Genomic DNA, 21,602 nt, shown 5'->3' on the forward strand with positions numbered 1-21,602 from the left:
CAAAAATGCATTGTGCTAAACATGTACTGATGAGTATTCGTACCCCCGCCACTCTTCGTGTACAATAATGCGAGTATAAAGCTTTTTCGTCCAGGTCTCAATGGTCTTGTTCATGCCGATGCTGAAAAATCAGTATAGCTGCCCTGAAAACAATCATTCACGGGTACTTAACCATTATTGTCAAAATAGTTATCCAATAAGCTACTATAAGAAAGGAGCCGACATACGGTCTTGAAAACACTCGGTATGATTGTAGAGTACAATCCCCTGCATAACGGACATGTCCATCACTGGGAGGAATCTCTTCGCATCACTGGTGCACAGCGCACAGTGGCTGTGATGAGTGGTCCTTTCCTTCAGCGAGGTGAACCCGCGATTACAGACAAATGGTCCCGCACCGAAATGGCACTCGCCATGGGTGTGGACCTCGTTCTGGAGCTGCCTGTGGCCTATGCCGTCCAGCCTGCAGAATGGTTTGCCCGCGGAGCAATCGCCCTGCTCCATGCGACAGGCATCGTAGACGCGCTCTGCTTCGGCAGCGAGAGCGGAGACATCGCCCCGCTGCGCGCGCTGGCCCGCGTGCTGGCGGCAGAGCCGGCCGAGCTCAAGGCCGGCATCGCGCAGCGCCTGAGCAGCGGCGCGAGCTATCCCGCTGCCTACGCGGGAGCCGCAGCCGCGCTCGCGGCCGAAGGAGCGGACGGCGCTGCGCTCGCCGCCCTCATGCAGCAGCCCAACAATACGTTGGGGCTGCATTACTTGATTGCGCTGGAACGGCTGGGCAGCACAATCAAGCCCTTCACGGTAGCCCGCACGGGATCGGGCTACCATGAAGCCGTGGCCCCTGCGGACGGAGTCATCGCCAGTGCCACGGCCATTCGCCGTCTGCTGCTGGACGGCGGGCCGGAGGCCGCGTCGCCATACATACCTGCGGCGACACTGGGGATTTTGCGGCGCGAGTGGCAAGCCGAACGCGCTCCGCTGCATTGGGAAGCGTTCAGCCAGCCGCTGCTGAACGCCCTGATCACACGTAGCTCGCAGCAGCTGGCGGAGCTGCACGAGGTCACCGAAGGGCTGGAGCATCGTCTGCGACAATCGCTTTACACGCTGCCCCAGCCCTCTGTGGAGGCCCTGCTCGCCGCGATCAAGACAAGGCGCTATACTCGTACGAAGCTCCAGCGGATGTGTGCACATATTTTGCTAAATCATGCCAAAGCCGATATGACTCCGGCTGAGCTGGCGAAAGGTCCGGGCTATATGCGCGTGCTTGGCTTTAACAGGGCTGGACGCGAACTGCTGGCACGTATGAAGCAGACAGCCACCCTTCCGGTATGGGTCAAGCTGTCTGCCGGATCACATCCTCATCTGGACTGGGATACAGCCGCAGCCGCCATACATGCAGCCGGGATGCCACGCCCCGCCATCCGCGACATGTATGCTGATTACTTGCGACCGCCCATTATGGTTTGATGGGCAGCTTTTCCATATAATTCAGCGCATCGCCAAGTTTGCGAACCGGAACAAGCTTCATCCGGGTTCCAATTTGCTCAGCTTTGGTCTTGGCCTCTTTATAATTATCCGCAGGGACGAAAAACAAATCCGCACCCTGACGGTCAGCAGCAACTATTTTATACTTTGCACCACCAATCGCTCCAACCTGACCGTCCTTATCAATGGTACCCGTACCGGCTACACGATATCCCTTACTCAAATCACCTGGTGTCAGTTGGTTATAGATTTCCATGGTAAACATCAAACCTGCCGAAGGACCGCCAACATCCGTAGATGTAAAATGAATCGTTTTACGTCCATCCTTCGGCTCTACCTTCTGTACCGTGGCAATACTGACGCCAAATCCGGAACGTTGCTTGCCCGTCTCACTGTCCGTAATGGTCGTTAAAGGAGCTTGCACGGACAGCAACTTTCCATCGCGCTTTAGCTTCACTTTAGCCATTATTCCCGGTTTTTCGTCCTCCAAAGCCTTCCGAATGGAACGATTATCGGTCACCCTCACGCCGTTCAGCTCCAATATTTCATCCCCGGGGTCAAACACGCTGCTCGATCCCGGGACCTTAAATACATACACGTAATCCGGCACAATGCGATAGGGGACATGGGCACGGGTGTAGGCAGCCTCCATCGCGGAAGACTGGGAATCCCCCATATACCATACCTGTTCTGCCGCATATTCGTCTTCACTTCTTCCATGCAGACGATCCTCTTTGCGCTGAATCTCCGAATTGCGGTCCAACTTGGACAGGCCCAACATGATAACATTGGCATAACGCGCCGATACCGTCGTCATCATAAAGGCCCCCCGTTCGATGCTGTCACCCTCCCGAACTCTAACCATCGGTTTAATCTCATTTGCCCCACCTGGTCCGTAGATCAGATAAGGGGTTGGCATATAGACCAGCACATAGACCATTGCAGCCAGCATTAAGACATAACCGGTTGTAAAAAAAGCTCTTTTCCGGTTTATTCGTTTCATTGCTTCTCCCCCCTTCCAGCCTAACTTCTCCCATCTTATCCAAGTGCCTCTGTGCACCTGTTCTCAAGCCTTTCAAAAAAGCATACATTATTTACGACAACGTATACGAACAACCTATCCCAAGACAGCGAACGTGAATAAACGCTGGAGATAGCATCCGACTCTCCTTAGCATATTTATGAGAGGTGAATTTTTTGATGCAAAAGGAAGCCCATTCCGCTCCTTATTGGACAACCGTACTGCTTGGCCTCGGAGCCATTTTGCTTGTACTGGCTGTTGTCGCCTCACCAGAAAAAGTATTTCAAGCCTCTACTCAAGGCCTTAAGCTATGGTGGAATATTATTTTCCCAGCTATGCTACCTTTTTTGATGCTGTCCGAAATGCTCATCGCCTTTGGTCTAGTACATGGACTAGGTGTCCTGCTGGAACCGTTTATGCGATTCTGGTTCCGTCTACCCGGACGAAGCGGCTGGGTGTTGGCCCTCGGCCTGACCGCGGGATTCCCGGCTGCTGCGGAAGCAGTACGCCAATGGTCACAACAGGAAGATATGACCGCGCTTCAGCTTCGACGTCTAACCGCCATCGCTCATTTCTGCAATCCGATTACCATCCTGCTCGTCATCGGGACAGGGCTACTGCACAATGCTGCCGTAGGCGTGATGTTACTTGCCGTTCACTGGATTTCCGGGCTGCTGGCAGGCTGGATCACCGCCAGACTACCTGTACCGTCCAAAGAATTGCAAAAACGGGAAACGCCAGCTGCCCTTCGGCGCACCTCAGTTTCCCGTACTTCTCCCTCCCTGATCCGATCCGCATGGGAAGCTACCCGTTCTGCCAGAGAACGGGACGGCCGCAGCTTCGGAAAACTGTTGGGCGAAACCGTATCCCATGCTGTACAGACGCTGATGGTGACAGGTGGATTCATTATTTTCTTTTCCGTACTGATTCGACTGCTGTCCATATACACAGGCCAAGGATCGCTTTCTTTCATATGGCCTGCTTGGATGGAAATCCATCTGGGTTCCTATGAAATCAGCCGTCTGCCCTACGATCTCCGTACACAAGCAGCGCTGATCAGTGCTGTGTTGGGCTGGGGCGGCCTGTGCGGCTGGCTTCAAATTACCGCCGTCACCAGACCTTCCGACAAGGGTATCACCTTCACCTTGTCACGAGTGCTCCATGGGATCATTGCTTTTGGACTTACCTTGGCGACATGGGTCCCGCTTAACCGCATCGTCAGCAATACAATTCCCGCTTACGTCAGTCGCAGTTCTGTGTCTTCTTTTGCGGAAAGCGTAAATGAATCCGCCACGCATCCTGTCATGGCCGAAGCCAGCAGCTTACTAACACAAATAGAAGGAACATCTATGTACCCCTGGCAACTAACCGTACTGTCCATTGCGCTGCTGGGTACAATTATAGTTACCCTGCTGGCCTTTTCCTTTATGACTTCATGGTGGAGCCGCCGCGATTTGCGTTGACCTTTGCACGCAGCGCGTCTTCCACCTCCGGTGCCACCAGATCTACAACCTTGCCATCAAAATGCGCAATTTCCTTCACCATACTGGAACTCAGATATGAATAAGCCGGATTGGTCATCATAAAGATCGTTTCCGCATCCGGGTTCAGCTTATGATTTGTAGAGGCTAATTGCAGCTCATATTCAAAATCAGTCACCGACCGGATTCCTCTGACAATAACTTGGGCCCCTTTTTGACGTACATAATTAGCTGTCAAATCACGGAAGCTGTCCACCTCAACGTTCGGGATATTGCGAGTTACCGTTCGCAGCAGCTCCATTCGTTCCTCAAGTGAAAACAGCGGATTTTTACTAATATTGTTAAGAACCGCGACAATCAATAGATCAAACTGTCTGGCTGCTCTTTGAATAATATCCTGGTGCCCCATTGTCACAGGATCAAAGGTTCCCGGATATACGGCAATACGTGGTTTGTGCTCAATCATGATGGTCCTCCCCGTCTGATTCGATGATGCCGAACTTGACCACTCCGGCTTCTGTATGTTCTTCGACATCCGATAAAGCATCGGCTGCAAAATGATAAATGGATAACGCCGTTTCCCCATAGACTGCTTTTCTAACCTGTTCGAACGGCCCGAAGCTTTCCGGATATTCATGTCCCGATTCATACTCCAGCACGATGATTGCATCTGAACGAAGCAAGTTCAATTCAACCATACGGCTCATCAATTCATCTCCGTGTTTGAGACGATAGGGCGGATCCAGAAAAACAGCATCAAAAAGAGCTCCACGTTTTGCCAGCGCCTTGAGCGCTCGTCCGGCATCATTGCGGAACACTTCAGCCTGTCCTTCCAATCCAGTTTTTCGCAAATTTTCTTTAATGACATCAATGCTTTTGGATTCCATATCAATAAAAACAGCCTTGTCCATCCCCCGGCTAAGCGCCTCTATACCCAGGCCGCCACTGCCAGCAAACAGATCAAGTGCGACTCCCCCATCAAAATAAGGACCTATCATGCTAAATAGCGCTTCCTTGACCTTATCCGTGGTTGGCCGCGTCCCTGTGCCGGGAACTGCCTTTAACGGCCTTCCTTTGGCACTACCTGATACCACTCTCACGCTGAAACTCACCTATTTTCTATATGTGTTCATAACCATAGATTATGACGCTATCGTACCACATGCACCGCCGTTTGAAAAACTTAGGATGAGGCAGGTATAAAAAACCATTCCCTGGGCATCCTTAGGATATCGGCATTCAACCAATGTCGTAGACAACCGCGGAGAAGACTTACGTTTCCCCATAAGCTCTTCGTCCGGTTTCTCCTCTCCCATTCGGGCGCTCTTTAAATGGAGCGCCTGATTTTTTTGCATAAAAAGAAGCTGCTTAATAGCAGCTCTCTATGTATCATTTTTCTATCTCGGCATTTTGTTTATTTCAGTAGTTCCTCGGGTGTATCCCCTTGATAAACATACACGTAACTCGCCACTGATACAGCAAATGTAGCAAACATAGACAACGATGTGGCTAACCCATATACCATTTTTCTCATCATTCCACTCACCTCCTTCCCCGGATCAATGTTAGGCTTTGGACCAAAAAAGCAACAGCCACTACAGAGGAACCGATTACAAAATTAGTACATACAAGCAAGGAGGATAACAGCCGCAAGAAGGGATAAAACCGTACTGGAATGCGCGACTGCTTTTCAATTCTGGACGGGGCAAAACATAAAACGAAAATGAGAGCTATTCCGGTAAACAGGTTTGTCCACCCACTATTTAAGGCAATGCAGGATATGTAAGTAAAAGCTGCTGAGGTCACCAACACACATGTCATGCCCGTTTTCAAATGAATGCCTCCTGACATTTGGCGCAGTAGGGCGAAAGCGACGAGAATCGTAACAGCCTCTACCATACGCCCCGTGAAGAATGAGGCGAATAGTGTCAACACAATGATCAGGGACGCATTCAGAATGAGAGCAAGTGCGTATTTAAGTACCGCGACAGAGGCCGGATGATCAGGCACAGTACGTTTGATCTGGTTAGCAAGTTTGAAAGCCATCGCTTCAATCATCCCGGTATTCCTTTCCGATTGCATAATAGATGAAAAATCCCGAAACCAGTGCAAAAAATATCATACTTAACCATACCTCGTTATAATAGAGCACAATAGAAGTTGAAATGAGAGACAGGATAATCAGCGTGATGACAATGCCATATTCTTCTTTGAACTTAAGCTTCTTGAAATTAGGGGAAAAGCCGATCCCTTTTCGATACAACATCAATGAAATAAGCAGTCCTACTGCTGCGCTTACCACTTGTAGCAGATAGCCCTTCAAGGACCCATCCTGCAGCTCAGAAACCGGAAGATTGCCGAACATGACTTTTAAGAGTACCGACTGAACAACGGCATATGCAAAATAACCTGTAACCGTCATAATACCGGACCACACAATCGGAATCTTCACGACCGTAGCGAGTAAAAAAATAAAAAGCAGCATATTTACGACAGGCACCAAATACGAAAGGGAAAACTCCTCTCTAAGCATATAACTTTGCATATTCATAATCAGGTTAACAAAAATGGCCTGCCATAGATAAGGGGTCATTTTAACTTTAAAAATACTCAAAATAAGCGCAAAAACAGCGACTCCCTCAAGTGTGGAGAAAAGCAAAAAGCCGATTGGCTTCAAAAGCATGCGTGCATCTCCTTTACAATTCCAACAAACCTCATCGGTGTATTCAAAAACTTGGATGTACATCGAATATAAAGGGCTGGGAGCTACTTTTCAAGAGGTCTTTTCAATTATTTCATAAATTTATTCAAGCACTTCAACCAAATGTTATCGGATGCCACTTCAAGTTGTAGCTTAGGCAACACTTTCTTTGACCGAATCTCCCTGCTTGCGCACAGGCTTCATACGTGATATAAGCTTTTTCCCCCAACGGATACCGGGCTGTTCAATCCACGAGTAGGTAAACCAAGATAGTCCGATGGTGACTAGCAACGTCATGATAAACATAAGTGTGAGGCTGACTAGGGGAGCAAAAGGTATTTTAACCTGTACGATTAGTCCCAGAGCCAGCATATGCGTTAAATACATGCTGTAGCTAAGGCGGCCGATCCATGACCATACCCGATTAAGCAGCCATATCGGCTGCCAGTGATACAAAGCATACGCTCCCAGCAGCAACCCGACACCTATGAGAACATCGGTCATGCCTTCTAAAAATGAAAATAGCACAGAAACAAGCAGCAAACCTCCACTGACTCGGTCTATACTTTTCCAATGCCGCTCGTCTTTCCAAATGAAAAACAACAATATACCTAGCCCAAAGACAGGCAATTGATTCGGAAACCATAAATACAGATAGTGCCCCCATAAAGAGTGATCACTAATCCATGGATATTGAACACTTACCGTATTTAGCCCCAAGCTTACCACAAGCGCCATCACGACAAACCACGTCGCATGGCGGACGGATCGGATCAGCTTAAATAATAGAGGGATAAACAGATAAAACATACATTCCACCGCAATGGACCATTCCACACCGATAATGCTGTTGATCCAGTACGGATTCAGACCATTCAAAAACAGGACATGAGCTGCGATATTGGCGGCAGTGACTCCCTCCTGATCCCCAAGCCAAAATCGTGGACCTGTCCCGTTCACAACTAAATAGATTCCTAACATCACGTAATACAAAGGAGCAATCCGAAAAAAACGACGCATCAGGTAAGCTGAAATTCTTTCACTCTTGTTACCCGAACGTCTGCTTAAGGACAAAAATAGCGTAAAAGCGCTGGCCATATAAAATAAAGCGACACCTTTGGCTCCTATACTCAAGCCTTTTTGCAACCAACCGTTTAATCCGTCCACATGCTGGCTGACATGCACAAGTAAAACTCCAATAATAGCCAGCGCCCTTAGCGTATCTACAAATTGCAGCTTGTCATCTTCCATTTTCCCCTTAGCTTCGGGCATCGTATCCCTCCATAACAGCCTCAAATGATACATTTTGTATCTATAATACACAAAATGTATCACTAAAGTAAATATCCTCGTTATGCAAAAAAACACCTTCCGACCGCAAAGAAATGCGGCCAAAAGATGTTCATTTTGTCATTTGTTTAAATGAAAAGGTACGGTCGTTACGATCACGTCTTTATAATTAATTAAATAAGCTCTCATCAGTAAGCTGGTCTGATTGTGTAGAATATTTTCCCACCAGTGCTTGGTGATGAATTGTGGAATGAGAACAGTGATATGGTCCTCGTCTGCTTTTTTCCACTCTACTGTATCGATGAACTTGCGAAGCGGATTAATAATGCTGCGATAACGGGATTTCAGTACGACCAAACGTATACCGACATCCCACTCTTCCCATTTCTGTTCCATTTTGCGAATTGCATCATCATCCACACCCACATATACGGCTACCACATTGTCCGACAAGGTTTTGGCATAGCTGATCGTATTCATGACGACTCGCGTAATGCCTGCCACCGGAATAATAATCGTATTGCCTTTCACCATAGGTTTATCCTTGGTAATATCAATGCGCAGTTGTTCAGCCGTATTTTTGTAATGCCTGTTGATCTTCATAAAGAAATACAGAACCAAAGGCAGGAAGATAAAGACTACCCACACCTGGCTAAACTTGGTGAAGATAAAGATGAGCGTAATCGACAGCGTGGTCAGCATCCCAACCGTATTAATAGCAAGTTTGACGATCCAGCCTGGCGGTTTGAGCTTGATCCAGCGAATCATCATACCAAGCTGTGAAAGGGTAAACGGGATAAATACCCCTACCGCATAAAGCGGGATCAGATTTTCTGTGTTGCCGCCAAATACGATGACCAGCAATGCCGAGAAGATACTCAGAAACAAAATACCATTAGAGTATCCGAGCCGATCTCCACGAACCATGAACATGTGCGGCATGTATTTGTCCTTCGCGAGCATAAAAGCAAGCAATGGAAAGGCCGAATAGGCTGTATTCGCCGCCAAAAACAAGATGAGCGCCGTCACGCCCTGAATGATGTAATACATCACACCGCGCCCGAAAGTGGCGTTCGCAATTTGCGAAATGACCGTTTCATGCGGATTAGGACGAACACCGTACCAATAAGCCAGCAAACTGATTCCGATAAACATACACCCGAGAATCAAACCCATCATCATTAGTGTAGTTGCTGCATTTTTGGCAGCTGGCTTGCGGAAGTTCGGAATGGCATTCGAGACAGCTTCTACCCCAGTTAACGCCGAGCAACCCGAGCTGAACGCCTTCAGTAACAGGAACAGGCTGACGTTGGATACCGTAGCTCCAAATTGCGGTGCTGCAGCATGAGCTCCCCCTGCCACGTAATGAATGATACCGCTAATAATCAAAACAAATATGGCAACAACAAATAAGTAAATCGGTACAGCCAGCACTGAGGCAGATTCTGTTACTCCGCGCAAGTTCATAATCGTCAAAAAGATGATCATAATTAGAGCAATGGCGATCCGATGATCATGTAACGATGGGAACGCCGATGTAATGGCATCTGTACCTGCTGATGAGCTAACTGCTACCGTCAGAATATAATCGACCAGCAAAGAACCGCCTGCAATCAGACTCGGACTCTTTCCCAAATTGTCCTGTGCAACAATGTACGCTCCTCCGCCACCAGGATAGGAAAAAATGGTCTGTCTATAAGACAGGATCAGAATGATCAGCAAACCCAATACCGCAATGGATATAGGAATGGAATACCATAGGGCAGCAAAGCCGGCTGTAATTAAAACCAGCAGAATTTGCTCCGTTCCATAAGCTACAGAGGATAAGGCATCTGAGGACAGAATGGCCAGTGCCTTGAGCTTATTCAGCTTCTCATCTTCAAGGGCCGTCGACTTTCGCGGACGACCGATTAATAATCTTTTGACTTTGCTCAGCATTTCGTTGACTCCTTCTTTGGATGAGGGTTTTGCAAAAGAATTATGGATCTTATGTTTATTATGTCACCTGCACATCAGATTGATGAAACAAATGAACTATTATTTTATACTCCCTCTTCCTGAAAAAAACAATAAGGAATGCTCCCTAAAAAGAGCATTCCCGAGTAAGAAAGAGCATTTCGATAAAATACCTTTATGTATACAGTAATTTGAACCTTTCCGGGGTAATTCCTTCAGCTCGGCGAAAAGTTGCCACAAAATGACTGGTATCTCGGAAGCCCACTCGCTCCGAAATCTCCTTTACTGTTAATTGCGGATATTCCGCCATCATTTCCTTGGCCTTCCGCAGCCGAATCACAATCAGATAAGCATACGAAGTCACACCAAACGCTTGCTTAAATAATGTATTTAAATGACGGGAGCTGACATTCATCATAACTGCCATATCGCCTAGACCCACATCTGGACTGGCATAATTTTGCTCCATAAAGGCCAGTACAGGGGTTAATCGTTCCACATTATGGGATAGGGAAGGCATCGAGCTATGTTGTCCATGTTTACGCAGCAGAGTCAGAAAACGATACATATTGGCCGAAGCATCTAATCCAGACAAATCACGTTCACTAACCATGGAATGAAGCATCGTTTCCCCAAAACTGTGCAGCTCGCTATCCGGGTCCCAATGATACCCACGCGTATGCTTCAACCCCAGTGCAGTCAGTACAGCAGCGGCGATGGGGCCGTCAAATGTAATGTATAACGTTCGCCATACCTTGGTCGCCCGTCTGTATGCATGGGATTCCCCAGGTAGCAGCAGAACTCCAGACTGCTCCCCCAGACGAAAGGTCCCCCCTTTAAATGTAAACATCCCTTCACCAGACACCGTCTGAATCCAGTGAAAGCACGGATAGCCCTCTGGACGGGACACATCTTCCTGCCTGCTGTTAAATCCGATACTTTCAATAAAAAGGGGTAAAGAGTGCTCACGCGTAGTCAGGAAAAATCGCAAATGATGGGGAGTTAAAATCATAAAAAGCACCTCCGGCGTATGCGGGTATGTATTTCTCATGTAGATCCATATTGTTATATACACGTTCATTTTATTATATTTAAAAGCAGTTATTTGTATTATAAGATAGAATTATTCTTATATACAGAGGTGATTGGCATGATAAGCAGTAAACTACCTAAAGTATTTTACGGTGGAGATTATAATCCTGAACAATGGGATGAGGCCACGCATCAGGAAGATTTACGGATGTTCAGGCAGGCAGGGATTGATATCGCCACGGTCAACGTATTCTCATGGGCCAAAATTCAATCCGACGAAATCACATATCATTTTGAATGGCTGGATCAATTGATTGACAGTCTTTATGAAAGCGATATCTTCGTTTGTCTAGCTACTAGCACGGCAGCGCATCCTGCTTGGATGGCTACTCGCTACCCCGACGTTCTCCGGGTGGACGCTGACGGACGGAAGCGGAAGTTCGGTGGTCGCCACAATTCTTGTCCGAACAGTCCTACGTATCGAAAATTTGCGGAGCAGATGGCTGGCCAACTTGCAGAACGATACAAAAACCATCCCGCGATCCTCGTGTGGCACGTGTCCAATGAGTACGGTGGGGATTGCTATTGTGATAACTGTGCGGCCGCATTCCGGGTGTGGCTCAAGCAAAAATACGGATCACTGGAAGAGCTAAACCGGGTGTGGAATACTTCCTTCTGGGGTCATACCTTCTATGATTGGGATGAAATCGTGCCACCAAATAATTTGAGCGAGCATTGGGGAGAAAATCACTCCTCCTTTCAGGGCATATCCCTCGATTATGCACGTTTTAATTCAGACAGTATGCTGGATTGCTATCTGCTGGAATACAACGCGATTAAAAAACATATTCCCCATGCCGTGATAACGACCAATCTGATGGGATTTTTCAAACAACTGGACTATTTTAAATGGGCTAAGCACATGGATATTGTATCTTGGGATAGTTATCCTGCGGCTAATACCCCGCCAAGCTATACCGCGATGGCACACGATCTGATGCGCGGCTTGAAGGATGGGCAACCCTTTATGCTGATGGAGCAAACACCGAGCCAGCAGAACTGGCAGGCGTATAATTCGCTTAAACGGCCCGGCGTTATGCGGTTATGGAGTTATCAGGCAGTCGCGCATGGCGCGGACACGGTCATGTTCTTCCAGCTTCGCCGCTCAATCGGCGCATGTGAGAAATTCCACGGGGCTGTTATTGAGCATGCCGGGCATGAGAACACACGTGTATTTCGCGAGGTGGCACAGCTTGGCAGTGAGCTTGGCGCATTAGGCAACACGCTACTTGACGCGACCGTCAATGCCAAAGTAGCCATTTTGTTTGATTGGGATAATTGGTGGGCATTGGAAAAATCAAGCGGTCCTTCTGTCGCCTTGAAATATGTGGATCAGGTGCATAAGTATTATGCGACCCTCTTCCGGCGCAACGTACAGATAGACCTGATTTCCGTTGATGCAAATTTCCAGAAATATGATCTCATTATCGCGCCTGTACTCTACATGGTCAAGCCAGGTACCGCCGAGAAGCTGGAACAATTCACAGAGCATGGAGGCACCTTCGTAACGACCTTTTTCAGTGGCATTGTAAATGAAAACGATTTGGTCACAACCGGAGGATATCCTGGTAAACTGCGTAACTTGCTCGGGATCTGGGTGGAGGAAATTGACGCGCTTCTGCCGGAATCATACAATCGCATTGTATTAAAAGAAAAGGTGGGCGTATTACAAGGTGAATATCAATGTGGTCTGCTCTGCGACCTGTTGCATAGCGAAGGTGCCGAGGTGCTGGCGGAATACGGCGATGATTTCTATCAGGGCATGCCAGTGCTGACACGCAATCGTTTCGGTCAAGGCGAGGCATGGTACGTTGCTTCAGATCCTGAAGAGACTTTCCTTGATGGCCTGCTGGGCTACATTTGTGAGCAAAAAGGGATTCCATCCCTGCTGCGCGCTCCTGCGGGTGTAGAAACCACTGTACGGACCAAAGATGGAAAATCATATCTGTTCATTCTGAATCATAACGCCCAGACGCAGCAATATCATCTGGATGATCAGAAAGGGAATGAGCTAATCAGCGGTAAATACCTGGAAGGAGATATTTCTATTGAAGGCTACGGCTTTCAAGTACTGGAGCTATCATAATCACTCAGATTTGACACATACAGTTCACTTTGCTGCATGAGTATAATCTAGGTATCAAAGGAGTTCATCATGAAACGACTGCTATGGATCGGCAGCTTGTCTTATTTTTTAATCGGCCTGGCACACGTGGTTGTAGGCTCCCTACTGCCTGTGTTGTTAGAGCATTACGGTAGAAACTATACGGATGGCGGTAGTCTAATCTTCGCTCAATTTTCCGGTTTTCTGGTTGGAGTCCTGCTGTCACCGTGGCTTGCCCGAAGTTTCGGCAAACGCCGAAGTCTGGTATTCGCCCTGCTTTTGCTGTGCGCGGCTGAAGTGCTATACTCATTGCTGCCGCCTTGGGATTGGCTATATGTCGTCGGTGCAGCAGCGGGGTTTGGCTTCGGCATGGTAGAAACACTCATTGGCACGATTATTATCAGCGGTATTACTCAAGGAACGGGCGCGGCGATGAGCCGTCTGGAAGTCTTTTTTGGGATTGGCGCTTTGGCTATGCCCGCTATCGCCAGCCAACTTATCGCTCTCGGTTGGTGGCGATTGGCCTTTCCCATCATTTCCATGTTTGCAGCCGTGACCATTATAGCTTGGTTGCGCGGGTCCTTCGGCCCGCTGGACGCTGTATTGGACCCACAGGAACACCGAGATAACAGCCTTAAGCGTTCGACTAATTCACTGAAGTCACCCACGGAGAAGGCTTCTGAAGGTAACCCTATTGGCAATCGGAAGCTACTTACACTATTTATCATCTTTTTCTTTATCTATGTAGGAACAGAGATGAGCCTAGCTAATTTCCTGCCCTCCATGTTCATCGAACGGCTGGGCCTCACTCAAGCCGAGGCAGCACTCAGTGTTACCTGCTTCTGGCTAGCAATGGCTACCGGACGGTTGTTCGCAGGAAGTATTGCTGATCGGTACGGCTATGGTGTCTTTGTAGCCCTAAGCTCGCTGGCGGCGACCGTGCTGCTATGCGTGTTCCCACTGATCAAGGGAACTACCGTTGCCTTTGTCCTTATCACACTGCTGGGGCTGGGCATGTCGGGCATTTTTTCCATCGCACTTGTTTTTGCCAGCAAAATGATGCCAGGCACCGAAGAATCTACCACCAGCCTGCTTATAGGCGCAGGTGGAGTTGGGGGAGCTCTGCTGCCTTTATGGCTCGGAAATAGCATGGATCGTGGTGGAGCAGTCTCATCGGCGTGGTTGCTGGCAGGCTTCACATGTATCCTGTGCCTGCTTGGGGGCATCTTGTACGCCCTATATGTGCGCAAAAAGCGGCTTCAAACCGCCTCATCATGATATACACCTCTACTGGTGCCTTTGTCTGTTCCTTGGTTGTCATCCAAGTGCACATTCAAAGGTGCTTTTTTTACATACTAGACGAATGTACCTTGTACAGTAGCCTGTTTTTAGTCAAAATAGATCGTTTCCTATGAATCACAGGACAGATATCCATGCCTCCTCTAGATGAATGGAGTAGTATACAACAAACCATATGGAGGTGTTTGTATTGGGTCATCCTGAATTAAAACGAAAAAAAGGCCGTAAAAAAAATGTTTTTGTCCGTGCCTGGTTTGATAAGTTAGAAAAAAAGTTTGAGGAGAAGCCCCCAAAGAGAAAGAGCCGCTCAAAACGGAAAGGGTTTGGGAAAGATATTATCGTCAAAAAGCAACTTGTAAGTGTGAATATTAATCATGGTGCTTTAGGGCCTGAAGGGGATTCTGGAACCATAGGTGATTTAGCGCAGTTTGGTTATATTTACAATGTGAAGCCCCAAGTTGTTCCGATTGAAGGGGATGTCATTTGGGATACGAACGGTATACTTACTCCTGGAATTGCTCATGTTCCAGGAACTACACAGATTGCTGTATCCGATACTGGAAAATATGAAGTTCACTTTTCGGTGTCCGGTGTGGAACCTAACCAATTCGCCATCTTTATTAATGGAGCACTGGCTGTGGGAACTGTATACGGCTCAGGAGCCGGGACACAACAGAACACAGGGCAAGCCATCCTTGCTCTGGCATGCGGTGACGTCCTTACTCTGCGAAACCATAGCTCTACTACTGCTGTTACCCTGCAAACACAAGCCGGAGGAACTCAAGCCAGCATAAACGCTTCTGTCCTCATTAGAAAATTGGGATAGGCTTGAACTCCCGCAAAGCCTCAGTGTACTAAAAAAGGGTTTATCCATACAGCGAGGATAAACCCTGAATATTTTTAAAAGGCCATAATGATCCCTTTGTCATTGGCATACATTGAACTAATCCCTCTGGTGGACACAATATGAATATCTTTAAATTGATAGCGTTTCCTCAGCGCATTCATTAATTTTTCCGCCAGCCCAGGATTATTGCAGTGAGTAATGACAATGCTTTCTCCTTCGGTAGCCCGGCCACTTTTTTCAATAGTATCTGCGAGCTTTTCGATAATTTGATTCTGACCGCGTGCTTGAGTAAAAAATGCGATATTACCGTCACCATCCGAGCCTAAAATAGGCCTGATATGCAAGAGTGAAAGTATCTTTCCAGTGATTTTATTCATCCGCCCGTTCTTAACCAAATTATCTAGATTTTCTAAAACAAAGTAGGTTTTCATCTTGCTGATAAAGCTCTCCAAGGATGAAATAATTTCGCTTTTATGATATCCCTCGTCAATCAACTTGCGCAGTTTTAGAGCTAACAAGAGCTGTCCAGCCGAAGCGCTTTTCGAATCAAATACATGAACATCCGCCCCCTCTTCTTCCGCCATATCTTTTCCTACCAATGCACTGGAATACGAACTGGACAGGTTGCTGGATAATGTAATGGCAAAAGAAGTATGCGCACCTTGAAAGGCTTCCTTATATAGCATAGGTGACGGTGATGCGGATCCAATTTTGGTTGTACAGGCTCTCATTTCTTCCATAAACTGAGGTAAGTCCAATGTGTCATCATCTACGAAGCATTTATCTCCCAGCGTCATATTTAACGGGATCGTAGTAATCTGCATCTCTTCTCTAAGCTCTCTCGTTAAATCACAGCAGCTATCTGCTATTATTTTATATCTCACCCGGTACACCCTCACATTATGTTATTTTTCAATAGAACGCGCGTTCATAATACTCAAAGAAAGCTCAATTAACCGTATAAATTCCTTCACATTCTTCTCACCCAAACCTACTACAAGCGCTTCAAAATAACCTTCAATTCTCTCTTGCTTCTGTCTGATCAAGGATTCACCATTTACTGTGAGCCTTACACACATTCGTCGTCTGTCATGCTCAGACATTTCCATAGTCACATAGCCTTTTTTCCTTAATCCCGTAAGCGCTGCCGTAATTCTTGATCTGGATACATGCAGATCATCGCTGAGCAAAGAAGGATTAATTTCATCATCCCGGTGCTGAACTAAATATTGAAGCACATGGTTTTCCCCCTGAACAAGCTCCGTCAGGCTACTGAATAATTCCATGTCATAAATCCGGTTAACGGATTCTCTCAATTCGTCCCTTAGTTCATAATCTTTCATAGTGAACCTCCGCAACACACGTAATACATACAGTTAACTATTAATACTATGTACTATAATGAATTGCCCACGATAATAACAATGAAATATTTGTGAATTTTTATACTTTATCCCCCCCTTGAATGTCCAGTAACAGGAGGTTTTATACCGTGGACTGTGAGACACCCAGAGGAGACAACAAGGAGTGTTTTATTTTATGAGGTTCTGGAAATGTGTTATATCATAGAATTTCAAGGAAAAGGGGGATTTGAGCAGCTCCAAATGAGATTGTTGTTTGGACTATATTAGAGAAGTATTAACATTTACAAGAAAAGGCCAACCACTAAATACGGGTTGACCTCATCATTTAAAGACTGTCTTACGTTTCTAAGAGAAAATGAACTGACTTTACAGCACCGTTTTAACCGTATCTTGGACTTGCTTTAGCAGCCCTTTATAGCCATCTTCATCAAGGTAGCCGATACTTCCAAGCAGCAAGTGACCGACGGATTCAATTCCAACGAAATCAAAAATTCCCGTATCGGATGTGATCTTCAATCCTGCGGTCATACCGATTTCATCGTAGATTGCGTTGGGAGTACCATGTGTATTCACGATAAAACCTTTTTTACCTGTAAGCAGCTTATTAATCCCTTCCGCACCAGCCGTATATGCAAAGCCGTATGCAAATACACGATCAACGTAACCTTTCAGGATAGCCGGAAGACCTGTCCACCAAATGGGAGAAATAAAAGTAATCGTATCCGCTTGTGAGATGTATTCCTGCTCCAATTTAATATCAGCCGGAGTTTGCCCTGCTCTCATAGCGGCAGTATCCTCAGGTTTTAATACAGGTTGAAAATTAAGGGCATAAAGATCGCGTACAACGACTTCATCACCTTTTTCTTTCAAGGTATTTACAACCGTTTCGAGTATCGCGTGATTGAAGCTTTCTGCGTTTGAGTGAGCATAGATAATAAGATGTTTCATTTTAATAACCTCCAGATGTTTTATTGTTATTTTGATATTAATATTAATATAGATATCTATACATTTACTTAAAAAAATTTATAATCTGTTTTTGACATGCTCCAGCAAATATTCCAGTTGTTCTTTTTCTTCATCTTTGAGACCACCATAGATGGTTTCTTGTAATCTATTGGAGATCATCTCAAATACAGGCTCTATCTCTCTTCCCTTATCGGTCAGAAATATCAGGGTAACTCGGCTATCCTCCCTTTCTTTTTTTCTTTCGACATATCCCAACTTCACTAGCTTGTCGATCAAGACAGTGACCGTGGGTTGCTGACGAGAAATTTTTTGCGTCAATTCCTTAATGGAAAGCCCGTCGTTTTGATAAAGGAACATTAGGATTCCGCCATGAGTAGGAACAATCCCTTCAATTCCATTCGATTCGAGCTCAGACACAATCAATTTATTGATCGAGTCTCTAATGGTTCCTATCAGTGCAGCTGCATTATTTTTTAACATACAAGCATTATTACATAGACATCTATATATATCAAGTATTGATACCAGTCTGAACTAAAAGCAAATATGACTTAATCTATAATGGTTCATGGTGGACTACTATCGCAGACGCATAAAAAAGCCAAAATACCCAAGTTCCTTACCTGACTTTGAGTATTTTGGCTTACAGTATTTATTTATGAAATGAAGAGATGTTCAAAGTATGATATGTTTTAGTTGAGCGTTTGAAGTATCTCAGGTGTAAAGGTTTGAAGATCATGAATTCGGCCTTCACGTATTTTCGTAGCCCATGCAGGATCGCCCAGAAGCGCACGCCCAACAGCTACCAGATCAAATTCATTGTTGTCGAGCCGTTCCAGAAGTTCATTAATATCTTGGTGTCCTGCCCCTTTCCCTTCGATATAACTTACAAAATCCTCATCCAGACCTACAGAGCCAACCGTAATCGTAGTTTTTCCAGTCAGCTTCTTCACCCATCCGGCAAAGCTCAAATCGGAGCCTTCAAATTCAGGTACCCAAAAGCGACGTGTCGAGCAATGGAAGATGTCCACGCCCGCTTCTACTAATACATTCAGGAATTGCTCCAGTTTATCCGGTGTATCGAACGGCTTTGCGTTGTAATCATTCATTTTCCATTGGGATAGGCGCATGGCAATAGGGTAGTCAGGGCCAACCTCAGCACGAATAGCTTCCACAAGCTCAATGGCGAATTGAGCACGTTTTATGATATCGCCACCATAGCGATCCGTACGTTGGTTCGTTTTCTCCCAAAAGAATTGATCAACCAGATAGCCGTGCGCTCCGTGAATTTCAACGCCGTCAAAACCCAGTCGTTTTGCATTCGCAGCTGCATCGACATAGGCGCGAATGACCTTGACAATTTCTTCTTCTGTCATCGGCTCGGTCACTTTATTGCCTTCCAGATCCAGCCCCGATGGACCAATCGATAGCGCTTCGGGATTCGGCTGAGATCCCAAAGGACGAGCCATCCCCATATGCCAAAGCTGTGGGAAAATTTTACTACCAGCTTCATGAACCTGTCTGACCACTTCAGCCCAACCGTTTAAAGCCGCTTCCCCATAAAAATTAGGTATCCTCGGCTCACTTGTTCCAGCCGGATGGTCAATCACTGCGCCTTCAGTAATAATAAGACCTACATCATTCTCTGCGCGACGGCGATAATAAGCGGCTACATCCGGTCCTGGCACACCATTTGGTGAAAAAGCGCGGCCCATTGACGGCATTACAATACGAGTCTGTAGGGTTAGATTATGAATGGTATAAGGTTGAAATAAAGCTTCTGTTGAATGAACATTTTGCGGTTGATTACTCAAGGATTGTACCTCCTCATTTTCTTTCATTCTTTTAAAGGATTATATATAAGGCTCGTGCATCATCAAACGGGGTGCAAGTGAAATGTTAGCAATGTTTAATTTATCATTCAACCGACAAAATGTTCATTCTGTTGCTTAACCAAAAGGGTTATGAAATTGTTGTATATCTAAATTCACTTGTTGACAAAACAACACATGTTTATAATGGGGGAATCATTTGATTTACCTGAAAGGAGTGTCTTTAGGATGCCTGGTGTAACTTCACCCAACCCAAACGATCCTCGCGTCATTCGAACACGTAGATTAATTCTCGACGCATTCGTTGACCAATTAAATAAGAAAGACTTCTACACGATTACGATCAATGACATTACCCAAAAAGCCACCATTAACCGCGCCACGTTCTATGCACATTTTCAAGATAAATATGCACTGCTTGAAACCCTTTTGTCAGATGCATTTTTGGAGTATGTTATCAAGAGGATTGATGCTGAGGCACGTTTGTCGGAGGAGATCATTCAGAAACTTATTCTTTCGTTATGTGACTATCACGACTCAAGTAACCAATGCGTTCATAAATATAATTCAGTGGCACCGATCCTGGAAGAACATATTAAGAATCAATTACAGCAATTCATACTTCAACTCATAACAAGAGAAGCCAATAATACAGACCAAAGAACGTTAGAACTTGCCGCGACCATTTTAAGCTGGTCCATTTATGGTGTAACCTTTCGCTGGAATGTGGAAGGAAAAAAAGAGTCTCCTACAGATTTAGCCGAGAGAGCTGTGCCTTTAATCTTCAATGGGGTTGTCTTATCTCTAGTCTCACAAATCTCTTAGTAGAAAATGCGAATAAAAAGGGCCGTTCCCAGTATACTTCGATCAGTTCCTGGGACAGCCCTTATAGTATTTAGTAAAATAATTGCCTCTTTTATTTAAAGAATTTTCTTAAACATCTCGATAACTTGTTCTTTGCTAGGTATAAACGGATTGCCCGGAGCGCAAGCATCCTTCATTGAGTTCTCGGCAAGCAGATCCAAATCCACTTCATTTACACCTAGTTCAGAAAGTTTGGAAGGAATCCCTACTTCCTTCGACAGGTCTTTGATTCTTTGGATTACATAGTCTGCGCATTCCTTATCCGTTTTCCCCTTATCTTCAAAACCGATGGCTTTAGCGATGGCACGAAACTTCTCCGGTACATGCTTGGCATTCTCCTCCTCCACGATTGGCAGCAGCATGGCATTACAAACACCATGAGGCAAATCGTAAACGCCGCCAAGCTGATGCGCCATCGCATGAACGTAACCCAATCCGGCATTATTAAATGCAAGTCCTCCCAAGAAAATAGCGTATACCATTTGCTCACGCGCTTCTATATCATGACCGTTTCTCACTGTACGAGCTAAATGTTTAAAAATAATTTCTACTGCTGCCAAGGCAGTTGCATCCGTTACAGGATAAGCACCTGGCGTAACCAAAGCTTCAATGGCATGGGTCAAAGCATCTAGCCCTGTAGCTGCCGTTAATGCGGCGGGTTTATCTACCATCAGTTCAGGATCATTTACTGAAATCGTAGCTACACTATTCTTATCAACCATAACCATCTTGACCTTGCGCTCTTCGTCCGTAATGACATAATTGATCGTGATTTCAGCAGATGTTCCTGCTGTGGTATTAATGGCGACAATAGGAAGCGATTTATGCTTGGATTTATGAACGCCCTCATACTCGGTTATATGTCCCCTATTGGTGGCAATAATGCCGATTCCCTTAGCCGTATCCTGTGGTGATCCTCCGCCAATCGAAATTAAAAAGTCACATTCATTTTCTTGCAGAAACTGAACACCATCATGTACATTTTTACAAGTCGGATTTGGTTTTACTTCATCGTATACCGCATAGTTCAATCCAATATCATCCAGCAAAGATGTAACCTTGCCTGCAATACCACTCTTCATCAAAAATTTATCCGTCACGACTAGAGCTTTGTTTAAATTCAGTTCTTTTATATACGGCCCAACTTCTTGCAAACAGCCTGTTCCCATAAGATTGATAGATGGTACAAAAAATACATGTGCGCTCATATAAAATCGGCCTCCTAAAGGATTCACTTCTTGTTGCCTCGCTAAATATAAGGGTATTTCTCAAAAGTGAAATATTTCACATGTATAAT

General features: G+C 45.8%; 21 protein-coding genes. 6 read left to right on the forward strand and 15 right to left on the reverse strand.

Annotated elements, in window-relative coordinates; all coding sequences use genetic code 11:
- Window positions 1–231 precede the first annotated feature (231 nt).
- Window positions 232–1,467: a nucleotidyltransferase gene (locus tag ACEN8J_RS12775; RefSeq protein WP_165147631.1), complete on the forward strand. Its 1,236-nt coding sequence runs from the start codon at window positions 232–234 to the stop codon at window positions 1,465–1,467.
- Here ACEN8J_RS12775 and ACEN8J_RS12780 read toward each other — a convergent pair.
- Complete coding sequence (locus ACEN8J_RS12780) at window positions 1,457–2,488, reverse strand: YlbL family protein (protein ID WP_165147634.1); 1,032 nt, start codon at window positions 2,486–2,488, stop codon at window positions 1,457–1,459. The genes ACEN8J_RS12775 and ACEN8J_RS12780 overlap by 11 nt on opposite strands.
- Window positions 2,489–2,685: 197 nt before the next feature.
- On the opposite strand from ACEN8J_RS12780, the gene ACEN8J_RS12785 reads away from it, so the two are divergent.
- The gene (locus ACEN8J_RS12785; protein ID WP_029514738.1) at window positions 2,686–3,969 is read left to right on the forward strand and encodes a nucleoside recognition domain-containing protein; all 1,284 of its coding nucleotides are present in this window, start codon (window positions 2,686–2,688) and stop codon (window positions 3,967–3,969) included.
- On the opposite strand, the gene coaD is transcribed toward ACEN8J_RS12785, so the two are convergent.
- The 8 genes from coaD to ACEN8J_RS12825 form a co-directional block, all read right to left on the reverse strand.
- Window positions 3,932–4,453: a pantetheine-phosphate adenylyltransferase gene (gene coaD / locus ACEN8J_RS12790; protein WP_029514739.1), complete on the reverse strand. Its 522-nt coding sequence runs from the start codon at window positions 4,451–4,453 to the stop codon at window positions 3,932–3,934. The two genes, ACEN8J_RS12785 and coaD, sit on opposite strands and share 38 nt — an antisense overlap.
- The gene (rsmD, locus tag ACEN8J_RS12795; protein WP_029514740.1) at window positions 4,446–5,087 is read right to left on the reverse strand and encodes a 16S rRNA (guanine(966)-N(2))-methyltransferase RsmD; all 642 of its coding nucleotides are present in this window, start codon (window positions 5,085–5,087) and stop codon (window positions 4,446–4,448) included. The genes coaD and rsmD overlap by 8 nt, the downstream gene beginning before the upstream one ends.
- A 314-nt stretch (window positions 5,088–5,401) precedes the next feature.
- A complete protein-coding gene (locus ACEN8J_RS12800) occupies window positions 5,402–5,524 on the reverse strand; it encodes a cyclic lactone autoinducer peptide (protein ID WP_023988155.1) in 123 nt (40 codons plus the stop codon).
- 5 nt (window positions 5,525–5,529) lie between these two features.
- A complete protein-coding gene (locus ACEN8J_RS12805) occupies window positions 5,530–6,045 on the reverse strand; it encodes an accessory gene regulator ArgB-like protein (protein ID WP_029514741.1) in 516 nt (171 codons plus the stop codon).
- Complete coding sequence (locus ACEN8J_RS12810; protein WP_029514742.1) at window positions 6,038–6,670, reverse strand: hypothetical protein; 633 nt, start codon at window positions 6,668–6,670, stop codon at window positions 6,038–6,040. The genes ACEN8J_RS12805 and ACEN8J_RS12810 overlap by 8 nt, the downstream gene beginning before the upstream one ends.
- 171 nt (window positions 6,671–6,841) lie before the next feature.
- Complete coding sequence (locus ACEN8J_RS12815) at window positions 6,842–7,960, reverse strand: acyltransferase family protein (protein WP_069011385.1); 1,119 nt, start codon at window positions 7,958–7,960, stop codon at window positions 6,842–6,844.
- Window positions 7,961–8,098: 138 nt separating this feature from the next.
- Window positions 8,099–9,916 (reverse strand): APC family permease, encoded by a 1,818-nt coding sequence (locus ACEN8J_RS12820; protein ID WP_029514744.1) that lies wholly within the window; start codon window positions 9,914–9,916, stop codon window positions 8,099–8,101.
- A 193-nt stretch (window positions 9,917–10,109) separates the two neighbouring features.
- A complete protein-coding gene (locus ACEN8J_RS12825) occupies window positions 10,110–10,946 on the reverse strand; it encodes an AraC family transcriptional regulator (protein ID WP_029514745.1) in 837 nt (278 codons plus the stop codon).
- 138 nt (window positions 10,947–11,084) lie between these two features.
- On the opposite strand from ACEN8J_RS12825, the gene ACEN8J_RS12830 reads away from it, so the two are divergent.
- The 3 genes from ACEN8J_RS12830 (at window position 11,085) to ACEN8J_RS12840 (ending at window position 15,255) form a co-directional block, all read left to right on the forward strand.
- Window positions 11,085–13,112, forward strand: a complete 2,028-nt coding sequence (locus ACEN8J_RS12830; protein WP_029514746.1) for a beta-galactosidase — start codon at window positions 11,085–11,087, stop codon at window positions 13,110–13,112.
- 69 nt (window positions 13,113–13,181) lie between these two features.
- On the forward strand, window positions 13,182–14,408 hold the full coding sequence (locus ACEN8J_RS12835) for an MFS transporter (protein WP_029514747.1): 1,227 nt from the start codon (window positions 13,182–13,184) through the stop codon (window positions 14,406–14,408).
- Between the two features lie 211 nt (window positions 14,409–14,619).
- Window positions 14,620–15,255: a hypothetical protein gene (locus tag ACEN8J_RS12840; protein ID WP_029514748.1), complete on the forward strand. Its 636-nt coding sequence runs from the start codon at window positions 14,620–14,622 to the stop codon at window positions 15,253–15,255.
- A 74-nt stretch (window positions 15,256–15,329) separates the two neighbouring features.
- Here the strand turns inward: ACEN8J_RS12840 and ACEN8J_RS12845 are convergent, their stop codons facing one another.
- The 5 genes from ACEN8J_RS12845 to ACEN8J_RS12865 all read right to left on the reverse strand — a co-directional run bounded on the left by ACEN8J_RS12845 (window position 15,330) and on the right by ACEN8J_RS12865 (window position 19,423).
- A complete protein-coding gene (locus ACEN8J_RS12845) occupies window positions 15,330–16,160 on the reverse strand; it encodes a DegV family protein (RefSeq protein WP_029514749.1) in 831 nt (276 codons plus the stop codon).
- Window positions 16,161–16,181: 21 nt separating this feature from the next.
- Window positions 16,182–16,619 (reverse strand): MarR family winged helix-turn-helix transcriptional regulator, encoded by a 438-nt coding sequence (locus ACEN8J_RS12850; protein WP_029514750.1) that lies wholly within the window; start codon window positions 16,617–16,619, stop codon window positions 16,182–16,184.
- A gap of 387 nt (window positions 16,620–17,006) precedes the next feature.
- Window positions 17,007–17,588: an NAD(P)H-dependent oxidoreductase gene (locus ACEN8J_RS12855; protein ID WP_069011382.1), complete on the reverse strand. Its 582-nt coding sequence runs from the start codon at window positions 17,586–17,588 to the stop codon at window positions 17,007–17,009.
- Window positions 17,589–17,666: 78 nt separating this feature from the next.
- Window positions 17,667–18,089: a MarR family winged helix-turn-helix transcriptional regulator gene (locus ACEN8J_RS12860; RefSeq protein ID WP_039274799.1), complete on the reverse strand. Its 423-nt coding sequence runs from the start codon at window positions 18,087–18,089 to the stop codon at window positions 17,667–17,669.
- A gap of 212 nt (window positions 18,090–18,301) precedes the next feature.
- A complete protein-coding gene (locus ACEN8J_RS12865; RefSeq protein ID WP_341039233.1) occupies window positions 18,302–19,423 on the reverse strand; it encodes an NADH:flavin oxidoreductase in 1,122 nt (373 codons plus the stop codon).
- Window positions 19,424–19,669: 246 nt separating this feature from the next.
- Here ACEN8J_RS12865 and ACEN8J_RS12870 point away from each other — a divergent pair, with 246 nt between their 5' ends.
- The gene (locus ACEN8J_RS12870; protein WP_029514753.1) at window positions 19,670–20,266 is read left to right on the forward strand and encodes a TetR family transcriptional regulator; all 597 of its coding nucleotides are present in this window, start codon (window positions 19,670–19,672) and stop codon (window positions 20,264–20,266) included.
- A 95-nt stretch (window positions 20,267–20,361) separates the two neighbouring features.
- Here the strand turns inward: ACEN8J_RS12870 and ACEN8J_RS12875 are convergent, their stop codons facing one another.
- Entirely contained in the window at window positions 20,362–21,513 is a 1,152-nt protein-coding gene (locus tag ACEN8J_RS12875; RefSeq protein WP_069011380.1) for an iron-containing alcohol dehydrogenase, read from the reverse strand.
- Between the last annotated feature and the right edge of the window lie 89 nt (window positions 21,514–21,602).

The organism is Paenibacillus sp. Paensp38, assembly GCF_059491915.1.